The following is an 18,711-nucleotide window of genomic DNA, read 5'->3' on the forward strand; positions in this document are numbered from 1 at the left end:
ATCATGTACGCGATAACAGCGTCGAGTTCGAGGTGGTGGACCCACGCTGCGAACCGCTCGCGGCTCTCGGTGAGCTTCTCCACTGCTTCGTCCAGGTCGAACCGTGCGACCGGGCCGAGGCGGACGGTGTCGACGCCCTCGTCGTCGACGAAGAACGCGAGGATCAGCGAGTTGTTCGGGTAAAACCCGAGGATGCCGGGGAGGTTCGCGAGAACCTCGCCGTGGGATGCAAGCGTGTGAGAATGGGTGGACATGGCAGTGCTCCTTTGCACGAATACGGGGTGTATGTGGTCAATCCCGTATTCGGCCCGGCTCTGCCGGTCGCAGGCGTATCCCAGCAGTGCAGCACTCATGTGTGCCGAGCGTCGCTAGCGCAGCCTGATGCCTTCTCGCCGGGTGCGAGCGCTAGCGACGCAGCCTGTGCCTAAGCGTCGGCTTCGATGCGCTTGAGAGCGCGATAGATCGTCAGCCGCGAGACGTTAAAGGTGCGCGCTACAGCGCTGACGGACTTGCCGCCGTCGATAAGCTCCTTGGCCATCTGCGCCTGCTCAGCGCTGAGCTTCGGCTTGGGGCCGGCGACCCTGCCCTGTGCGCGGGCGTGCGCCACGCCCTCACGGGTGCGCTGGACAAGCAGGTCACGCTCCCACTCGGCAAGACTTGCCATGACGTTGATAACCACCTTGTCGGTGGGCTTCGACGTGTCCAGCGCTGGCTCCAACACCTTGACGTTGATGTCACGCTCGGCGAGGTCAGCGATGGTGTTCACGGTGTCCGCGAGGCTGCGGCCGAGCCTGTCCAAGCGCGTGACAACGAGCGTGTCGTCGGGGCGCATGTACGCCAGCGCGTCATCAAGACCAGGCCGTTGCCAGTTGGTGCCGGAGATGGTGTCTGAGTAGATGTGGTCCGGGTCGCAGCCAGAGCCTGAACGCTCAGATGACTTCGAGCCTGACTTCTAGCCTGGAACCGCTGGTAGAAGTAGCTGTATCTGAGGCAATGTCGAAAGAGCCTAAGAGCCTGCACGAGGCAGCAGAAGCCTCTAAGAAGGCTCGCAGCGCTCTGCTCCAGGAGAAGGAGTCCAACGAAAAGCTGCTGGAGGAGATACGCGCAGAACGCAAGCAGTATAACGACGATATGGAAAAGTCGAACACGAACTTTATTAAGGCCTGCATGTCTGCCTCGTGGATTGCAGCCAGTGTTCTCTTCGTTGCTATTGCACTCGTTGCTGTCGGAGCCTTGGGGAAGGGGCTGCTAAGTATGCTCGGCATACCCGACGGCGTGTCTGCCTTGTGGGGTCACGTCCAGGAGGCCAACGGCATCGGCCCAACACTGGGCTGGTTGGCGTTAACACTTATCGTCATAGGGGTTCTTATAGCGCTTATGACCTGGATGTTGTCCCAGGCTGCGCCGGGTATTGCTCACTTAGTCGAGGAATACCGTCGCAATCACCCGAGGAAAGAAACGAACCACTAACTAGAACACGTGCACCGTAAAAAGTAAAAATCCCCACAACACAGCGTAGCGGTTAACCGCTACGCTTCTTTTATGCTCTTCCTATGCCCCAACTTTGCAACAGCACCAATAAACTGGCGCCCCGGTTATAAGTTGGGGCGCCAAGTCGATGTGCTCGAGTCGGGGGATGTTAGTGGCCGGTGCCAAGCCGGCCAGACAGGCGGTTCAGCCGGTCCTGACTGGGACCGTCGAGCCCGATAATGGACACGGTTTTGCCTCTGTCCTGGAACTTCTGCGTAATCGCGTCAAAGGTCGCGACCGTGGAGGCATCCCAGATCTCCGCCTCAGTGAGATCAATAGTGATATGACGGGCAGAATCGGTGTAATCAAAGCGATAAACCAGGTCATTGCTTGATGCCCAAAACAACTGGCCATGCACCCGGTAGGTACGAGTATCAATCTCGCCATCGCCGTCGCCGTCGATCTCGGAGACCTTTTCAATGGAAGCGATATGTGCCATCCGACGGGCGAACATGATCATCGCGGTGACCACACCCAACACCACACCAATGGCCAGGTTGCTGGTGGCTAGGGTGGCAATAATCGTCACGGCCATAACAATGGTCTCAGAGACCGGCATGAGTTTAAGGGTGCGTGGATGCACCGAGTGCCAGTCGATGGTGCCGACCGAGACCATGATCATGATTGCCACCAGCGCAGCCATCGGGATCATGCCAACGATGTCGCCCAGTGCCAGGACCAGGACCAGCAGGAACACACCGGCTAACAGGGTGGATAGGCGGGTACGTGCCCCGGATTCGCGGACGTTGATCATGGTTTGACCGATCATCGCGCAGCCACCCATGCCGCCGAAGAAACCGGAGGCAATATTAGCCACCCCCTGTCCCCAGGATTCACGAGTTTTATCGGAATGAGTGTCGGTGATGTCATCGACGAGCTTGGCGGTCATCAACGATTCCATGAGACCGACCACGGCCATGGCCAGGGCATAAGGCGCGATGATCTGCAGGGTCTCCAACGTCCACGGCACGTTCGGAATAAACAGGGACGGTAAGGTCTCCGGCATCTTGCCCATGTCCGAGACCGTCGGGACAGTCAAACCGGCGGCAATGACCAAACCGGTGAGCACGATAATCGTGACCAGCGGGGCGGGGATCACACTGGTGAGCTTGGGGAAGAAAATCATGATCACCACACCCAAGCCGACGAGTGGGTAGACTATCCAAGGCACATCAATGAGGTGTTCGAGTTGGGCGGTGAAAATCATAATGCCCAGTGCATTGACGAAACCCAGCATCACCGATCGGGGGATAAAACGCTGAAGTTTCGCCACACCGAGGGCGCCAAGCACGATTTGTAGGACACCGCCCAACAGGACGGTGGCGATGAAATAATCCATCCCGTAACCACGCGCCACAGGAGCAATGACTAGGGCAATAGCCCCGGTGGCGCCGGTGATCATTGCCGGGCGGCCACCGGTAAAGGCGATCGCAATGGCCATGACTACCGAGGAAAACAGACCCATGGCTGGGTCAACACCGGCAAGGATGGAAAAGGCAATGGCCTCAGGGATCAGCGCCAGGGATACCGCCAGTCCGGCCAGAATCTCTATACGGATACGGGCGGGGGAAGAAAATGCGTAACGGAAGGATGCGATGATCCCGGTAGGGGCATCAGCGCCGTCTGGACTCAGGAGGGGGCGGGGGGCCGCCGTGCTAGTTTCAGTCATAGATGTCCAATCTTTGAGGGGATAGGTAACTGGGCGAACGCCCGAAAGGAATCCAACCCTCTAGTAACTTTAGGTTTGGTGATGGTGGTCATGGTAGCGGGAGTTTTACTCAACCGCCAACCCAGGCACAGGAACCCGTGGGCAACATCACCGTGAAGGAGAACAGGCAATGCAAAACAGTAATTTCAAGATCGGCGAGGTCGTTGACCAGACGGGGTTGTCGATTCCCACCTTGCGTTATTATGACAACGTCGGCCTGATTACCCCATCGGGGCGTAGCCCTGGTGGGTTCAGGCTTTATAGTGAGGCTGATGTACGTCGTGTTTTGCTGGTGCGACGGATGAAACCGCTGGGGTTTACTCTGGATCAGATGCGGGAATTCCTGGAAGCTGCGGAGATTCTTCATAGTTCAGATGGCGGGCAGGACAGTGATACCGCACAGCAGGCACGGAGTAATGCCAAGGCCACCCTTGCCGACATTCGTGAGGAGACGCGCACCCGCTACGAAAAGCTACGCAAGCAAATTGCCTACGCTGAGGAATTCCTCGATCTGGTCAACACCCTGGTACCCTAAACTGCCCCCATCCTTCGCAGGGAGAAAAAGACCATCGTATTGAATGCGCTCTGTCGAATCGCGTTCCAGATGAAGTGGACGAACGCCCGCGGCCTCTCCGGAGTGGATGGCGATAGTACAGAGGACTTCTGAAATCCGTGCAGACGACTCCTCAAAACGACACAGTCATCCAAGGTCACAAAATCGAAAATTGTCACTTAACCCCATCACTTCCAAACCGGCTTAAGTGACAAAATGCCATCGCTAAAGTCCCGATTTGAGTCCCAGGACGTGCGCCTTAAGAGAAATAACTAAAGCCCCTACCAGTGTTTCTCCTGGTAGGGGCTTGGAAGTTGGTAGCGGGGGCAGGATTCGAACCTACGACCTCTGGGGTAACAAGAGCCGTGTCATACTTCCTGCGAACGCCACGGTTGAGCAGTGTCGCCCCCGATACACGAAGGCAGATCTCCCCCGAACTGCCGGCTCCCGTGGCGTTCCTTCGTAAGAGCTTTGCGCGCCGCAGCGCATGCGCGCGATTGTTGACGTGTCACACACTGCAACCTAGTTCCACACGATCTGCACCGATTCAGGGTTAAAGGTCTTGGTGCCGCGCACGCCACGGCGCAGGCGCACCTGGCACAGGGTATTGATGACTCGGCGCTGCACGGCAAGCTCTGCGTTGTCGAAGGCATCCACGGGCGAGGCGTAGCCGGTTGTGTCGAGCAGCGCCGATGCGCCAGCAAGACGGGCACGGCGCGTTTCGAGTTTCTCGATCTGCGGCTCATAACGGTTTCGCGCGCGCTTGAGGTCACGGGCCTCGATAAGCTCCTCATCGTAGTCAGCCTGGACGCGGGCGAGCTTTGCGCGAAGCTCAGCGAGTTCGTCGTCGATGGCGTTGACCTCGTCGTCGTCCACAGTCGGCAGCAGGTCCGCCAGGTCGTCACGGCCAAGGCGGGCGCGGATCACGGCGAGCACAAAATCATCGACGCTATGTGTGCGCACTAATCCACAGGCGGCGCAGCGGTAGCGGTCGGCATGCGTGCGCACAGGGTTGCCGCACTCGTCGCAGACATACAGACCCGAGCCGAGATGGCGGCGAGTGTTCCGGCGCTCCTTGTTGGTCAGCCGGTCGGGATCATCGAGCACGTTCTGCACACGCCACCACAAATCGGGTGTGACGATCGGCTCCCACTGCCCTTTCACAGGCTCGCCGGTATCGGGGTCGCGGACGATATGCGTGACACGGCGGTATTTGTTCTTCACGCCTTTGCGCTTGGCCTTCTTATATGTGGAGTAGCCGGCATACACGGGGTTGCGCAGGATCGAGTGCAACGATGTGTAGGCCCACGGCTGCTCGTCGGGAACCGACTTTTCTTCCTGGCCAGCAGCGCGGCGGCGTGCGTTGCGCTCCTTAACCACGGTGTGCATATGGCGCGGCGTGGTCGGGATATCCGGCAAGCCTGGCTGATCGACCCCAGATAAGGCGCGTGCGATGTCGCGCATGGAGTTGCCCCGCTCGACAGCGCGGAACATACCGAGCACGGCGGCGGCTTCGGATGGGATGATCTCGCCGGTGGAGGTGTAGCCGATAGGGCGGACACGCCGGAGTACCAGCGGCCCTGCTCGGCGCGCTGCTGTTGCGCACGGGATTGGCGCATGCTCTTCCGCTCGATCTCGCCGCGTGCCACGGCTGCTTTGATGCGCGCGTACATTCTGCCGCCGTCGGTGGCAAGGTCAGCATCACCGTTCGCAGTGACGAGTTTCAGCCCCTGCTCCTCTGCCCTGTCGATCCACTCTTCGAGCTGCCAGGGCTGCCGTGTGAGGCGGTCGAGGTCCCAGCAAATGATCGCGTCGATCTCGCCGCGCTCAAAGGACGCCACCATCGCGTCGTAGTCGGGGCGGTCCACGTCCTTCTTCGACGCGGAGATCGACTGATCGACGTAGGTATGCACGACGTCCCAGCCGCGTTGCTCGGCAAGGGCTTCGCAGTCCTGGCGCTGCCGGTCGATGGCGAGGCCGTCCATGGCAGCATCGAGCGAGATACGGAGGTAAATAGCAGCACGTGTTGTCATGCCGCTAACACTAGCGCGCCTCAGGTTACATTGAAACGAAACTCCACACCAACGCCGTGTCCACTACTCGGGGGACACCCCCAACAATCAATGCTGCCCTGCCGGCAGACCAGGGCGGCCGTGTGAGTATCGGACAATAATGCGTAGTCCTCCAAGGGTCTGGACACAGGAGCTTTCCCTTCCTCAGTGGTGCGACCAGAGGGAGAGAAACATCCACCCCGGTGCACCCGCTGCGGTGACAACGACCCATCGCCCACAGCAGGTGGCAATCGTCACGGTTATCCCTCTTTTTCAGATGCCTGTCCTCGGGATCAGAAGAAGACGGGGACCTGTCATAGGGCGGTGAGCATCTGCTGCATCTGGGCGATCTCGGCCTCCTGGTCGTTGATAATTTGTTCGGCCAGGGTGATCGCATGGGGATTCTGACCATCAGCAACCTCGTCACGGGCCATGTCGACCGCACCTTCGTGGTGGGCGGTCATCTGCTCCAGGTATAGACGGGCAGCCTCGGTGCCCTGGGCCTCCTCAAGGGCTGTCATGTCCTCCTGGCTCATCATCCCGCTCATGCCACCCATCTCGCTGTGATCCATTCCACCCATCTCGTCCATGGTGCCCATGCCCCCAGAGTCGGTGACCGGCTGCTGGCCCCAGGCCTCGAGCATGGCGTTCATCCGGTCAATCTCCGGTCCCTGGGCGTCAATAACCCCCTGGGCAAACTCCACGACCTGGGCGGGGATACCCTCCTTGGCCAGGAGCATCTCACTCATCTCCACGGCCTGCTGGTGATGGGGGATCATCATCTGGGCAAACATGATGTCGGCGTCGTTGTGATCGGCGGAGATCTCCCCGTCCGCCTCAGTCGTCGCCGTGGTGGTCTCGGTCGTCTCAGCGGTAGTCGTCGCAGTGCTGGTGGTCGAGGTGGTGGCGTCGGTGTTGCCTGACTCGGTGGCCTCACCGCAGGCGGCCAGCGCCAGGGTGGAGGCCACGGCGATAGCGGAAAGAACAAGGGTGCGCTTCATGGTCGAGCCTTTCAGGGTCATATGGGGGCAGTGGAGAGAAGTGGTGGATCAGTGGACAGCGGTGGATGCCGGAGTAGGCGTGGTGTGTTCAGCCTTCGACTCGGCCGGAGCCAGGTGAGCCGGATCCAGATCAATGCGGCGCAACAGCTGGGCGTTCAGGGCCACCACGATGGTCGAAACAGACATCAAGATCGCGCCCACGGCCGGGGACAGCACGAACCCGATCGGGGCGAGCACGCCGGCGGCCAGCGGCACGGCGAGGATGTTGTAGCCAGAGGCCCAGACCAGGTTCTGGATCATCTTGCGGTAGCTGGCCTGGGACAGCTCAATCATCGACAGCACTGCCCGCGGGTCATCACTGGCTAGGACCACCCCGGCAGATTCCATGGCCACATCCGTGCCGGCACCGATGGCGATACCGACCTCCGCGCGGGTCAGAGCAGGGGCGTCGTTGACACCGTCGCCGACCATGGCCACGCTCAGGCCACGCTCCTGTAACTGGGTGACCTTGGTGTCCTTGTCCTGGGGCAGGACCTCGGCGAAGACCTCATCGATCCCCAGGTCCTGGCCAACTGCCTGGGCCACCTGCTGCGCGTCACCGGTGATCATCGCGACCTTCACCCCGCGGTCCTGCAGGGCTTTCACGGCGGCGCGGGATTCGGGGCGGATCTTGTCCTCGACGGCCACCGCACCGATGATCTGACCGTCGCGGACAATATGGAGCACACCGGCCCCACGCCCAGTCCAGGCGCTGGTGGTGTCGGTGAGCTCGGCCGGGGTGGTGAGGTTGAACTCGCGCAGCATGTTCGGCCCGCCCACGAGGATCTCAGCGCCATCGACAGTGGCCCGGACTCCCCTGCCGGAGGCGGCGCTGAAACCAGTTGCACGGATTTGCCGACGGGAGGCCTCGGGATGGGCGGCCGCGGCCGCCACGATGGCGCGGGCCACGGGGTGCTCGCTGTCGGCCTCCGCGGCGGCAGCCAGGGCCAGCAGCTCGCCCTCGGTGACGCCGACAGCTGCCGCGACATCGGTGACCGCGTGCGCACCCTCGGTCAGGGTGCCGGTTTTGTCGAAGAGCACCACGTCGATGGTGCGCATCCGCTCGAGCGCCATCCGGTCCTTGATGAGCACCCCGGATTTCGCGGCCCGCTCGGTGGAGATCGCAATGACCAGCGGAATCGCCAGGCCCAGGGCGTGCGGGCAGGCGATGACCAGCACCGTGACCGTGCGCACCACGGCATCGTCCGGGCTGCCGATGATGGTCCACACCACCGCGGTGATCAGAGCGGAGATCAGCGCGAACCAGAACAACAACGCCGCCGCCCGATCCGCCAGGGCCTGGGCCCGGGAGGAGGACTCCTGAGCGTCGGCAACCAAGCGTTGGATCCCGGCCAGGGCGGTGTCCCCGCCGGTAGCCTCCACCCGGATGCGGACGGTGTTGTCGGTGGCCACGGTACCGGCGACCACCTTGTCACCAGTGTCGCGGAAGACGGGACGGGATTCGCCGGTGATCATCGCCTCATCGAATTCGGCGGCTCCGTCGAGGATGGTACCGTCGGCCGGCACCCGGGCACCGGCCCTCACCAGCACGACGTCGTCGACGACCAGCTCGGAGATGGCCACGGTGCGGGTGGTCCCGTCAATGACTTTCTCGGCCTCATCCGGCAGCAGGGCAGCCAGCGCGTCAAGCGCAGAGGACGCGGCCCCGAGAGCGCGCATCTCCAGCCAGTGGCCCAGCAGCATGATGGTCACCAGCAGAGCCAGCTCCCACCAGAAGTCCAGCTCAAAACCGCCCAGCCCCAGAGTGGTGACCCAGGAGGCGACAAACGCCACGGTGATGGCCATGGCGATCAGGAGCATCATCCCGGGTTGGCGGGATTTCAGTTCTTTCCATCCGCCCTTGAGGAAAGGCGTTCCGCCGTAGACGAAGATGATCGTGCCCAGCACCGGGGGGATCCAGGTGGATCCGGGGAATGCCGGGAGGTGGTAGCCGAGCAGCTGGGCGACCATGGGGCTGAAAATAATGACGGGAATGGACAGAATCAGCGACCACCAGAAGCGGTCCCGAAACATTGCGGTGCTGTGTCCGGCGTGTTCGCCGTGACTATGAACTTGGTGGTCTTCGTCCAGGGCGGAGTGCGGGTGATCGTGGGGCATCGCCTGGCCGTGGGTGTCGGCATCTGCGTGGTGTTCGTGGCTGGCATGATCCGGGTGGTGGGTGTGGCCTGTTTCCGGAGCGGGGTGATCACCATGGTGCTTGCTGGAATGGTGGGGAGTGCTCATGACGTTCCTTTCGCTCAACCCGGTCGGGGTCGAGATGATGGGTAAAACTGATCAGGATAAGACGGTGTAGCCGGCCTCCTCGATGGCCCGGCGAACCATCTCCGGAGGTACGACACCGGTGACCGTGACGGTGGAAACACCACCAGCAGCGAGATCAACCTGGACGTCGTCGACCTGGGGGAGTGCCTGAAGGGCCTGGGTCACGCTTTTCACGCAGTGCCCGCAGGTCAGACCGGTGACCTGGTAGCTAGGGGAGGCCCCTCCTGCTGACGAGTCGCTGGCGGCAGGGATGGAGGCGGTGTCGGCACGTGAGGCAGGTCCGCAACAGCTGCAGCCGTGGGAGGCCATCGGCAAGAGGCGGGGCGGGGAGGTGATCATGAGAAAGCTCCTACGGGTCGGTGGGATTCGGCGATGCTATCTGGGGTATATCTTCAAGGGGTGGAGGGCGCGGCCCTCGCGCGGGGCAGGGTGTGATCACCGGGCAGCCTCCTCACTGTCGGGAGGGGACAGCGGAAGGCGGAGGGCAAACACCGCTCCGCGACCGGGCCCGGGGGAGGTGGCGGTGAGAGTGCCGCCGTGGGCCTCGATCAATGCCTTGGAGATGGTCAGACCGATACCGGCCCCGCCGTTGTCCCGGCTGCGGGCGGCATCCCCCCGGTAGAAGCGTTCGAAGATATGTCCGAGCTGGCCAGGTGGGATGCCCTCGCCGTCATCGGCGACATGGATGAGCGCGGTGGACGCCCCCTGTCGGTAGACGCTGATCCGGACCTGCCCGCCGGCCGGGGTGTGCCGTAGCGCGTTCGACAGGAGATTGCTCATCACCTGGCCGAAGCGTTGCCGGTCCACGAGCACCCGGGCGGTGTCCGTAATGGTCTCGACTTGTAAATCGACGCCTTTGTCAGCATAAGCTTCCCCCGCGGCAGCAGCAACGGTATGGAGCAGATCCCCGAGCCCTTCCTCCGCCAGGTCCAAATCGATCCGATGTTCCTGGGCCCGGGAGACATCGTCAATGTCTTCCATCAACCGGGTCAGGCGGGTGAGTTGGTCAGCCATGATCGTGTGGTTGGCATCATTCCAGTCCACGACCCCGTCCTGGAGACCATCGAGGTAGGCCGTGAGCACCGATAAGGGGGTGCCCATTTCGTGGGCCAGATCAGAGAGCATCTGGCGGCGGACCTGTTCGGTGTGTTCCAGCCTGTCGGCCATGGTGTTGAAGGCATGCGCCAGGGTGGCGACCTCGGGGCCTGCTTCTCCGGCGGGCACGCGGATACGGGAATTACCGGCCGCCAGGTTGGTAGCGGCGCGGGTGAGATCCTGCAGGGAGGCGCGCAGACGACGCGATAACCACAGACTGGCCAGTAGGGCGCTGATCAAGGCAGTGGGCAGGGCGACGGCCAGGGTGATCAGGTTGGCGTCCCGGTAGGCCTGCTCGGCATGGAACAGCTCCAGCGAGGGGTCCTCCCGGCCGGCCATCAACATATGATCATGGAACAGGGGCGGGCCCACCGTCGTGGCCACGGCCGCGGCCACCAGCAGGCTAATCACCACGACCAACACCTGGGCGGCCAGGAAGCGGAAGGTCAGGCCGGGTCCGTGATTCATGGCTGCCCCACCCGGTAGCCCACGCCACGCACGGTGTCGATAAACCCCCGGCCCCGGGTGTCGGTGCCGAGCTTGCGACGCAAGTTGCCGATGTGGACATCGACGATGCGTTCATCACCGACCCAGGTGGTGTCCCAGACCTCGGTGACCAGGTCGTGGCGGGTCAGCGCCTGGCCGGGGCGCAGGGCCAGGGCAACCAGCAGCTCGAACTCCGTGCGGGTGAGCTCCACGGTCGTCTCCCCCACCCGCACCTGATGGGCGACGGGGTCAAGGACGAGGTCACCAACGCTCAAGGGGGTGGTCACCTGCGGTGGGGTGGTGCTGGTGCGCGGGCGGCGCAGCACCGCATGCACCCGGGTCACTAGTTCCCGGATGCTAAAAGGTTTGGTGATGTAGTCATCCGCCCCCAGGGTCAAACCGCTGATCTTGTCGTCCTCGCTGCCACGCGCGGTGAGCATGAGGATGTAGCAGTCCGAGAAGGTGCGGATCCGTCGGCATACCTCCAGGCCGTCGAGTTCGGGCAGCCCCAGATCCAGCACCACAACATCGGGGGAAAAGCGACGAGCCTCGTCCACGGCCTGGGTGCCGGTGTGCGCCTGGCGGGTATCGAAGCCTGCCCGGATGAGGTAGGAGGACACCATCTGAGCCAGGGGTTGTTCATCATCGACGACCAGCACCCGCCCCGAGGGCGTGGCGGTGGTCGGTGTGTGGTCGGCCATAGACCCCAGTATCGCGCCGGCCAGGGGGGAATACCACCCTCACCCAGTGCCCGGCGGGGAATCTTCATCAAATCTTCAAACATCACCCTTCGATCGCCGTCACCCCTGTGCCCCACCCCGGGCCGGCGGCATCGCCTCCCCTGGTCGGTTCAGCAGGCGCCACCAGGGATTTCACTGCCTGCACCGCATACCCGGGGCGGGTAGAAGAACATCGCCCACGGCTGTGGGGTGGTGTCCCGGTGGTGACCCAGCCCACTGAATTCACCCCCCTTTTCGCCCTGTTATAAGGCTGTGAGCAGGGTTTTTTATTTCTACTCCGTCAGGCACCCGTGCAAGATAACGGTATGGCACCGACCTTGAGGCGGTGTCTTCTCACAGTGTTACCACGATCCAAGGAGATTGACGTGAAACGAGCAGCGATCGCAGCCGCCGCCCTTGCTCTCGCCCTCACGGGGTGTTCGACCGCCGACCCGGAACCCACGGCCACGAGGACGGTGTCCCAAGATACATTCCTGACTACTCATGGCCTGGCCGACATGGACGCGGTGGAGATCATTGATCACCTCGACCGGCAGAAGGTCACTGAGCGCCCCACGGATCTGATCGCCTCAGTGCGTGCCGATGAACTACTGCTCTCGAGCGGTGACCAGGAAGTCGTGGTCGATCTTCCCGACAATCAGACGTATGTCTCGATCGCACCCTATCTCAACTCCACCCACGACTGCTTCTACCACAGCCTCACGACCTGCGTGGGGGAACTCAGCAATGAGGATATCCAGGTCACGATCACCGATGAGGCGACCGGTGAGATGCTGGTGGACGAGGCGACAACCACCTTCGACAACGGGTTTATTGGCTTCTGGCTTCCCGATGATGTCACCGGCCTGATTGAGGTCAGCTACCAGGGGCGTACCGGCACCACGGAGTTTTCCACCACCGACGACGGTGCCACCTGTGTCACAGACCTGCGCCTGACGTGATGGCTCAGCAGGGTCCTCACCTGCGCCTGTCTCCCGTGTCACTGAATTCTTACACCAGGAAGGTTAAATTATGACGAACGCGTTTTCCCGACGACAGTTTCTGCTCGGCGGGCTCGTCCTCGCCGGCACCGGGGCCGTGGCCGCCTGCACCAGCGACCCTGGACCCGCTGCCTCGGCACCAGGTCCCTCCCTTCGCCCCACTCCCACTCCCACTGCACTCGGTGAGCCGACGGTGCGGCGGACACTGACCGCCCGGCCCCTCTCCCTGGATATCGGAGGCATCGAAGCCAAGACGTGGGGATACGTCTCTGACACCGGGGATGCGGCCATTGAGGCCACCGCCGGCGACGTTCTCCAGGTCGATATCACCAATGAACTGCCTGAGAGCACCTCCATCCACTGGCATGGCATTGCACTCCACAACGCAGCCGACGGTGTGCCCGGCATGACCCAGGACCCCATTGAACCTGGCGAGTCTTTCTCCTATGTTTTTGAAGTCCCCCACGGTGGCACCTACTTCTACCATTCCCACACCGGCCTGCAGCTTGATCGTGGCCTCCACGCCCCACTGATCATCCGTGACCCGCAGGACGCTGAGGACCAGGACGTCGAGTGGACCATCGTGCTCGAAGACTGGGTCGATGGTATTCAGGGCACTCCCGACGATGAGCTCGATAAGCTCACCGGAATGGGTTCAGGCGACCATAACGGGAAGAAGGGAATGGGAGGTCACGGCCACATGATGCACGGCACCCCGGACCTGGTTCTGGGCGGGGATGCCGGCGATGTGATGTATCCGCACTACCTCATCAACGGACGTATCCCCCGTGCTCACCGGACCTTCGAGGCTCGCCCGGGCGACAAGGCCCGCCTGCGGTTTATCAACGCCGGCGGTGACACCATCTTCAAAGTAGCCCTCGGTGGCCACCGCATGACCGTCACCCACACCGACGGCTTCCCCGTCCAGCCCAAGGAGACCGAATCGATCTACCTATCGATGGGCGAGCGTGTCGACGTCGAGGTCATCCTCGACGACGGCGTCTTCCCGCTCACGGCTTTGGCGGTGGGGTAAGGACGACCGCGCCTTCGCCGTCATCCGCACCGCCGGCGGCCAGGCCCCACGCCCCGATGACGACTTCCCCGAGTTGTCGTCCACCGGACTGCTTCTGTCCTCCCTGAAGCCAGCAAACCGTGTACTCCTGCCCGAGGGCACACCAGACCGAGAAGTCAGCATCGACCTGGGCGGGCAGATGATGCCGTATGAATGGAGCATTCTCACCGACGGCCAATCCTCCCCCGCGACCGTGCAGGATGGCCAGCGCCTGCGGATGGTCATGCGCAACAGGACCATGATGCCCCATCCCATGCACATTCACGGCCACACATGGGCGCTGCCCGGCAGCGGCGGGCTACGCAAGGACACCGTCCTTCTCCGCCACGGTGAAACCATGATCGCCGACCTGATCGCTGACAACCCCGGTGAGTGGGCATTTCACTGCCATAACGCCTATCACATGGAAACCGGGATGCTCAGCTCGCTTCGCTACGAGTAACGCCCACAGCAGGGTATCGAGCGAGATGCGAAGGTAAATGGCAGCACGTGTTGTCACACAACTAGCACTAGCTCGCCTTAGGTTACGTTGAACTTGAACTCCACGGTATGTAGTTGCAAAGTTACTTTCTCGAGAACCGCGCCGCCCACGTCGCTCCCGCGTTGGGTGGCAGCCGAACCACAAAGGATCAGTCATCTGCTATCCCATCGACTAATTCTTGCAGGTCGCAGGACCTTCGCGTAACTGTCAGTTCAGCGCATTTTGAATAGTTCAGCACACGATGTATTGTTCAGCACATGCTGACCATTGCTTCACGCCTCGACGTCATGAACCGGCTCGGCCGGGCCATGGCGGATCCGACGCGCTCCAGAATCCTGATGACACTACTCGACGGCCCGAGCTACCCGGCCGTGCTTTCGCGCGACCTGGACCTGACCCGCTCGAACGTCTCGAACCACCTGACCTGCCTGCGCGACTGCGGCATCGTCGTCGCCGAGCCGGAGGGCCGCAAGACACGCTACGAAATCGCCGATCCGCACCTCGCGGCAGCGCTCAACGCGCTGGTGAACGCGACGTTGGCTGTCGACGAAAACGCCCCGTGCATCGACCCTGAATGCTCGGTGCCCGGCTGCGGCGAGAAGGGAGCGGACGCATGAGCTCGGCGTGTGGATGCGCACACGAACCCGCCACAGAGATCGAAGAACTCGATCGGCCATGGTGGAAGGACCCCGAGTTGCTACTGCCGATCTTCTCCGGCGTAGCCCTCGGCATAGGCCTGGCGCTGGACTGGTCCGGCGTAGAGACACCCGCGACAGTACTGTTCTGGGTCGGCCTGCTGCTAGGGGCGTATACGTTCGCGCCCGGCGCTATCCGAAACCTTGTCACGAAGCGCAAGCTCGGCATTGGTTTGCTGATGACGATCAGCGCGGTCGGCGCGGTAATCCTCGGTTACGTCGGAGAGGCCGCGGCGCTAGCGTTCCTGTACTCGATCGCCGAGGCGCTGGAAGACAAGGCAATGGACCGGGCACAGGGCGGACTGCGGGCACTGTTGAAGTTGGTACCGCAGACCGCGACGGTGCTGCGCGACGGCACGTCGGTCAAGGTCGCAGCGAAGGACCTCGTGGCTGGCGAACTGATGCTCGTGCGCCCCGGAGAGCGGATCGCCACGGACGGCATCATTCGGTCTGGACGTTCCAGCCTTGACACCTCAGCGATCACCGGAGAATCCATTCCGGAGGAGGTTGCACCCGGCGACGAGGTGCCCGCGGGTGCGATCAACTCCGCCGGTGTGCTGGAAGTAGAGACGACCGCAGCTGGAACGGACAACTCGCTGACCACACTCGTCGACCTCGTCGAGCAGGCGCAGGCGGAGAAGGGTGACCGCGCCCGGATCGCCGACCGAATTGCCCAACCCCTAGTGCCCGGGGTGATGATCCTGGCGGTGCTGGTCGGCGTGATCGGCTCGCTGCTGGGTGACCCAGAGACTTGGATCACCCGTGCGCTGGTGGTCCTGGTCGCAGCATCGCCGTGCGCGCTGGCAATCTCCGTGCCGCTGACGGTCGTAGCTGCGATCGGCGCGGCCAGCCAGTTCGGCGTGGTCATCAAGTCCGGCGCGGCGTTCGAGCGACTCGGCGGCATCCGTCACCTAGCGGTGGACAAGACCGGAACCCTTACCCGCAACCAGCCCGAGGTTAACGGAGTGGTCCCGGCAGAGGGATTCGATCGGGCTCAGGTGCTTGCTTTCGCTGCGGCAGTTGAGCAGCAATCGACGCACCCCCTCGCCGCGGCGATCGCGGCAGCTGAGCCCGAAGCACCCGCCGCCCTGGACATCAGCGAGGAAGCCGGACATGGCATCGGCGGCACCGTCGAAGGCCGACGCCTGCTGGTGGGCAGCCCCCGGTGGATCGACGCCGGGCCACTGAAGGCAGACGTCGAGCGCATGGAATCCGAAGGCCAGACCTGCGTCCTGGTCACCGTCGATGACACCCTCGCCGGAGCGATCGGCGTCCGCGACGAGCTGCGGCCCGAGGTGCCCGAAGCCGTGCAGACCCTGCGCGCCAACGACGTGCAAGTGAGCATGCTCACCGGCGACAACACTCGCACCGCTCGGGCGCTGGCTGAAATCGCCGGAATCGACGACGTGCGCGCCGAGCTGCGCCCGGAGGACAAGGCAAACATCGTCGCCGAATTCTCCTCCAAGACACCGACGGCGATGATTGGCGACGGCATCAACGACGCGCCCGCACTGGCGGGCGCAACGGTGGGCATTGCGATGGGAGCAACCGGCTCTGACGCCGCGATCGAGTCCGCTGACGTCGCCTTCACTGGCCACGACCTCCGGCTGATCCCGCAGGCGCTGCAGCACGCCCGCCGAGGCAGCAGGATCATCAACCAAAACATCGTGCTGTCTCTGGCCATCATTATCGTGTTGATGCCACTGGCGATTAGCGGTGTGCTCGGCCTGGCCGCCGTCGTGTTGGTTCACGAAGTCGCCGAAGTCATCGTGATCTTGAACGGCCTGCGGGCTGCACGAGCGAAACGCTGAGGCTGTGACCGGCAAGTCTTATAAGAGTTAAACCACGCGCCGAGCGCACACACGTTGGACCAGGCGAGTCATTCGAGTTCACCACCTGGTCCTTCTCGGTGCGTGCAGGCACGGGAACTGTGGGTGAACCTAATAGTTCAACGGCCCGATACCGCTTGCAGATTCTACACACGAGGTAGCGGAATGGACCGAGGCCGAACGAAAACCGGAGTTAGAGACAGCGCTCTTAAACCTACCCCCCAATAACGCGAAACGTCATTAACGCTCCGCGTTACACGCTAAATTTGAACTCCACCACGTTTCAGTACAAAGCAACCTCTCGATCGACAGGCGACGCGGCCGCCGCGGTCGCCCTGCAGCTGGGGCAGGAGCGCAAACTGCCTCCAAGCTCTACCCCGCGACTTCCAGCTGGTGGACCCCATTTAAGACACGCGCGTAACGGACGGCACTAAAGCATCCATATCAATCTTAGTACTCTAGAGCTATGTTTCGAATACCGTCCTGGCGCGGTGGACGACGGGCCACCGGGGGCCATCCGCACGACGCGGCGACGCCCGTCAGTCCGCCTGAACCGAACCCAGATCACGCATGGAAGACACTCGCATTGGTGAACGAGTGGATTCGCCATTCGGATGCGAAGGCCAGCGTGACACTTGCCTTTACCGGGGTGATGGCAACAATGACATACAACCTCGCAAAGGACTTTACTCCTCGGACTGCACTTTTCGACGCTCTCGTTTTCATTGTCTGCTTTTTGCTTCTCCTGACCGGCGCTTTTTGCGGATGGACACTGACACCGCGAGTGAAGGACAAGGATGCAGATCGGGATGCGATCAACAGGCTCTTTTTTGGTAGCATCGATCAAAATTTCAGTGGAAAGAGACGGGAGTACAGCGAGGTGCTCCATGCACTGACCTCTGAACCTGTTGAGCTGATGAAAGATCTCGCTGACCAGATACATGTCAATGCTCGGATTGCCACAGTAAAAGCATCCACCGCAAAGTGGGCCATCCGGTGTGCCCTCGCTGCAGGAGCCGCAATCGCAGTCCTTGCCGTCTTTGTCGGCATCACGAACAGCTAGGACGCAAATGGACGGCAACTACAAACCATATGACTGGACGGCTAGCTCGGCCCGGATCAAAGCGATCCTGGATCAGCCGGCGGGAGCGTATGAGGAGGTAGACGGGCTCCCTGACCGAGACAAGCTCACGTTCTCTAACGGCTTCTACGGCATGTGCTCGGCGATCTTCATAGACATCCGAGATTCGTCCGGCCTGACGTCGAAACACAAGAGGCCCGTTCTTGCGAAGATCTACCGGTCGTTCATCTCGGAAATGGTCGCAGTCCTAAATTCCAACTACTATGTGCGCGAAGTTAATATCGTCGGGGACTGCGTATGGGCCTCCTACAAGACGACGCAGGTCAACCACATCGACGATGTGTTCGCTACCGCAGCGCAGGCCAATACACTCCTGAACCTCCTCAACCACCACTACGAGAAGGCAGGAATCACCCAGCTCAGAATTGGCATAGGCGTCGAGTACGGGCGGGTCCTCATGATCAAGGCGGGGTTCAGCGGCAGTAAGATCAACGACGTCGTGTACATGGGCGACGTCGTCAACAGGGCAGCCCATCTAGCGCACTTGGCGGGGCGCGGTTGGGGATCGAGCCCGATCGTCGTCGGGAACGTCTTCTACTCGAACCTGAACGAGAACAACCAAGGTCTGCTCCGACCGCAGTGGACGTCCGGCATCGGAACCGTGTACCAGGGAGATCCCATCATCGCGGAGATGGACGAGTGGATTAGCTCCCTCAGATGACATCCAGCGTCAGACCGGCCACAAGAACGTCGACCCGTAGATCTGATAGCCCATGTCGGAGGTTCCCAGGTCAGTCCACATGTTCCGCTTCGGATCACCTCCTGGCTTCGAGGTCTCATTCAGCCTGCTGTAGACGTCGGCGGTGATGTAGGTCGGGTAGCGAAGAGCGAGCGCGGCCAACTTCGCCGCATTGTTTGCGGCGTTCCCACCCCGCACCAAGTCATTGCCGCCTCGGATGCCTGTTCGGGCGACGAAAAGCTTCGACGTATCGATTCCGACCCGCTCCTTGAGTGTTGCGACCGGCTATTTGGTAGCAGTGTCGTGACTATCCGGTAGCGCTTCAGTGAGCATCCGGTAGCGGCTCAA

At 62.0% G+C, this 18,711-nt stretch carries 17 protein-coding genes and 2 pseudogenes; 8 read left to right on the forward strand and 11 right to left on the reverse strand.

The window, feature by feature from the left end:
* Both QP968_RS10535 and QP968_RS10540 read right to left on the reverse strand, forming a co-directional pair.
* Positions 1-254 (reverse strand): DUF4192 family protein (locus tag QP968_RS10535; protein WP_284856367.1); only part of this gene is annotated, 254 nt, incomplete at its 3' end.
* A 170-nt stretch (positions 255-424) separates the two neighbouring features.
* Entirely contained in the window at positions 425-898 is a 474-nt protein-coding gene (locus QP968_RS10540) for a recombinase family protein (RefSeq protein ID WP_284856378.1), read from the reverse strand.
* A gap of 35 nt (positions 899-933) precedes the next feature.
* On the opposite strand from QP968_RS10540, the gene QP968_RS10545 reads away from it, so the two are divergent.
* A complete protein-coding gene (locus QP968_RS10545) occupies positions 934-1,470 on the forward strand; it encodes a hypothetical protein (RefSeq protein ID WP_224786635.1) in 537 nt (178 codons plus the stop codon).
* A 169-nt stretch (positions 1,471-1,639) separates the two neighbouring features.
* On the opposite strand, the gene QP968_RS10550 is transcribed toward QP968_RS10545, so the two are convergent.
* Positions 1,640-3,199: a SulP family inorganic anion transporter gene (locus QP968_RS10550; RefSeq protein ID WP_034664651.1), complete on the reverse strand. Its 1,560-nt coding sequence runs from the start codon at positions 3,197-3,199 to the stop codon at positions 1,640-1,642.
* A gap of 169 nt (positions 3,200-3,368) precedes the next feature.
* On the opposite strand from QP968_RS10550, the gene QP968_RS10555 reads away from it, so the two are divergent.
* Positions 3,369-3,773, forward strand: a complete 405-nt coding sequence (locus tag QP968_RS10555) for a MerR family transcriptional regulator (RefSeq protein WP_048733850.1) — start codon at positions 3,369-3,371, stop codon at positions 3,771-3,773.
* Positions 3,774-4,313: 540 nt separating this feature from the next.
* On the opposite strand, the gene QP968_RS10560 is transcribed toward QP968_RS10555, so the two are convergent.
* The 7 genes and pseudogenes from QP968_RS10560 to copR all read right to left on the reverse strand — a co-directional run bounded on the left by QP968_RS10560 (position 4,314) and on the right by copR (position 11,447).
* On the reverse strand, positions 4,314-5,285 hold the full coding sequence (locus QP968_RS10560; protein WP_284856368.1) for a recombinase family protein: 972 nt from the start codon (positions 5,283-5,285) through the stop codon (positions 4,314-4,316).
* 137 nt (positions 5,286-5,422) lie between these two features.
* A pseudogene (locus QP968_RS10565) lies at positions 5,423-5,824 on the reverse strand (recombinase family protein); the annotation flags it as partial.
* A gap of 332 nt (positions 5,825-6,156) precedes the next feature.
* On the reverse strand, positions 6,157-6,843 hold the full coding sequence (locus QP968_RS10570; protein WP_284856379.1) for a DUF305 domain-containing protein: 687 nt from the start codon (positions 6,841-6,843) through the stop codon (positions 6,157-6,159).
* 48 nt (positions 6,844-6,891) lie between these two features.
* Positions 6,892-9,126, reverse strand: a complete 2,235-nt coding sequence (locus tag QP968_RS10575) for a copper-translocating P-type ATPase (protein WP_284856369.1) — start codon at positions 9,124-9,126, stop codon at positions 6,892-6,894.
* Between the two features lie 51 nt (positions 9,127-9,177).
* Positions 9,178-9,504 carry a heavy-metal-associated domain-containing protein gene (locus QP968_RS10580; RefSeq protein ID WP_284856370.1) on the reverse strand — a complete coding sequence of 109 codons (327 nt, stop codon included), beginning with the start codon at positions 9,502-9,504 and terminating at the stop codon, positions 9,178-9,180.
* A 96-nt stretch (positions 9,505-9,600) separates the two neighbouring features.
* Positions 9,601-10,728 (reverse strand): two-component system sensor histidine kinase CopS, encoded by a 1,128-nt coding sequence (gene copS / locus QP968_RS10585; protein WP_284856371.1) that lies wholly within the window; start codon positions 10,726-10,728, stop codon positions 9,601-9,603.
* Positions 10,725-11,447, reverse strand: coding sequence for a two-component system response regulator CopR (copR, locus tag QP968_RS10590; RefSeq protein ID WP_284856372.1), 723 nt, complete (start codon positions 11,445-11,447; stop codon positions 10,725-10,727). The genes copS and copR overlap by 4 nt, the downstream gene beginning before the upstream one ends.
* A 404-nt stretch (positions 11,448-11,851) precedes the next feature.
* On the opposite strand from copR, the gene QP968_RS10595 reads away from it, so the two are divergent.
* From QP968_RS10595 to QP968_RS10620, 6 genes and pseudogenes are all read left to right on the forward strand, one after another.
* Positions 11,852-12,427: a CueP family metal-binding protein gene (locus QP968_RS10595; protein WP_284856373.1), complete on the forward strand. Its 576-nt coding sequence runs from the start codon at positions 11,852-11,854 to the stop codon at positions 12,425-12,427.
* Between the two features lie 70 nt (positions 12,428-12,497).
* A pseudogene (locus QP968_RS10600) lies at positions 12,498-13,980 on the forward strand (multicopper oxidase domain-containing protein).
* 296 nt (positions 13,981-14,276) lie between these two features.
* Complete coding sequence (gene cmtR, locus QP968_RS10605) at positions 14,277-14,636, forward strand: Cd(II)/Pb(II)-sensing metalloregulatory transcriptional regulator CmtR (protein WP_034662574.1); 360 nt, start codon at positions 14,277-14,279, stop codon at positions 14,634-14,636.
* On the forward strand, positions 14,633-16,525 hold the full coding sequence (locus QP968_RS10610) for a heavy metal translocating P-type ATPase (RefSeq protein ID WP_284856374.1): 1,893 nt from the start codon (positions 14,633-14,635) through the stop codon (positions 16,523-16,525). Before cmtR ends, QP968_RS10610 begins: the two co-directional genes overlap by 4 nt.
* 484 nt (positions 16,526-17,009) lie before the next feature.
* On the forward strand, positions 17,010-17,606 hold the full coding sequence (locus QP968_RS10615; protein WP_502870939.1) for a Pycsar system effector family protein: 597 nt from the start codon (positions 17,010-17,012) through the stop codon (positions 17,604-17,606).
* Between the two features lie 7 nt (positions 17,607-17,613).
* Positions 17,614-18,345 (forward strand): adenylate/guanylate cyclase domain-containing protein, encoded by a 732-nt coding sequence (locus QP968_RS10620; protein WP_284856376.1) that lies wholly within the window; start codon positions 17,614-17,616, stop codon positions 18,343-18,345.
* Positions 18,346-18,354: 9 nt separating this feature from the next.
* On the opposite strand, the gene QP968_RS10625 is transcribed toward QP968_RS10620, so the two are convergent.
* Positions 18,355-18,561: a hypothetical protein gene (locus tag QP968_RS10625; RefSeq protein WP_284856377.1), complete on the reverse strand. Its 207-nt coding sequence runs from the start codon at positions 18,559-18,561 to the stop codon at positions 18,355-18,357.
* Positions 18,562-18,711: the final 150 nt, after the last annotated feature.

It is taken from the genome of Corynebacterium sp. MSK041 (genome assembly GCF_030232265.1).
GTDB lineage: Bacteria > Actinomycetota > Actinomycetes > Mycobacteriales > Mycobacteriaceae > Corynebacterium.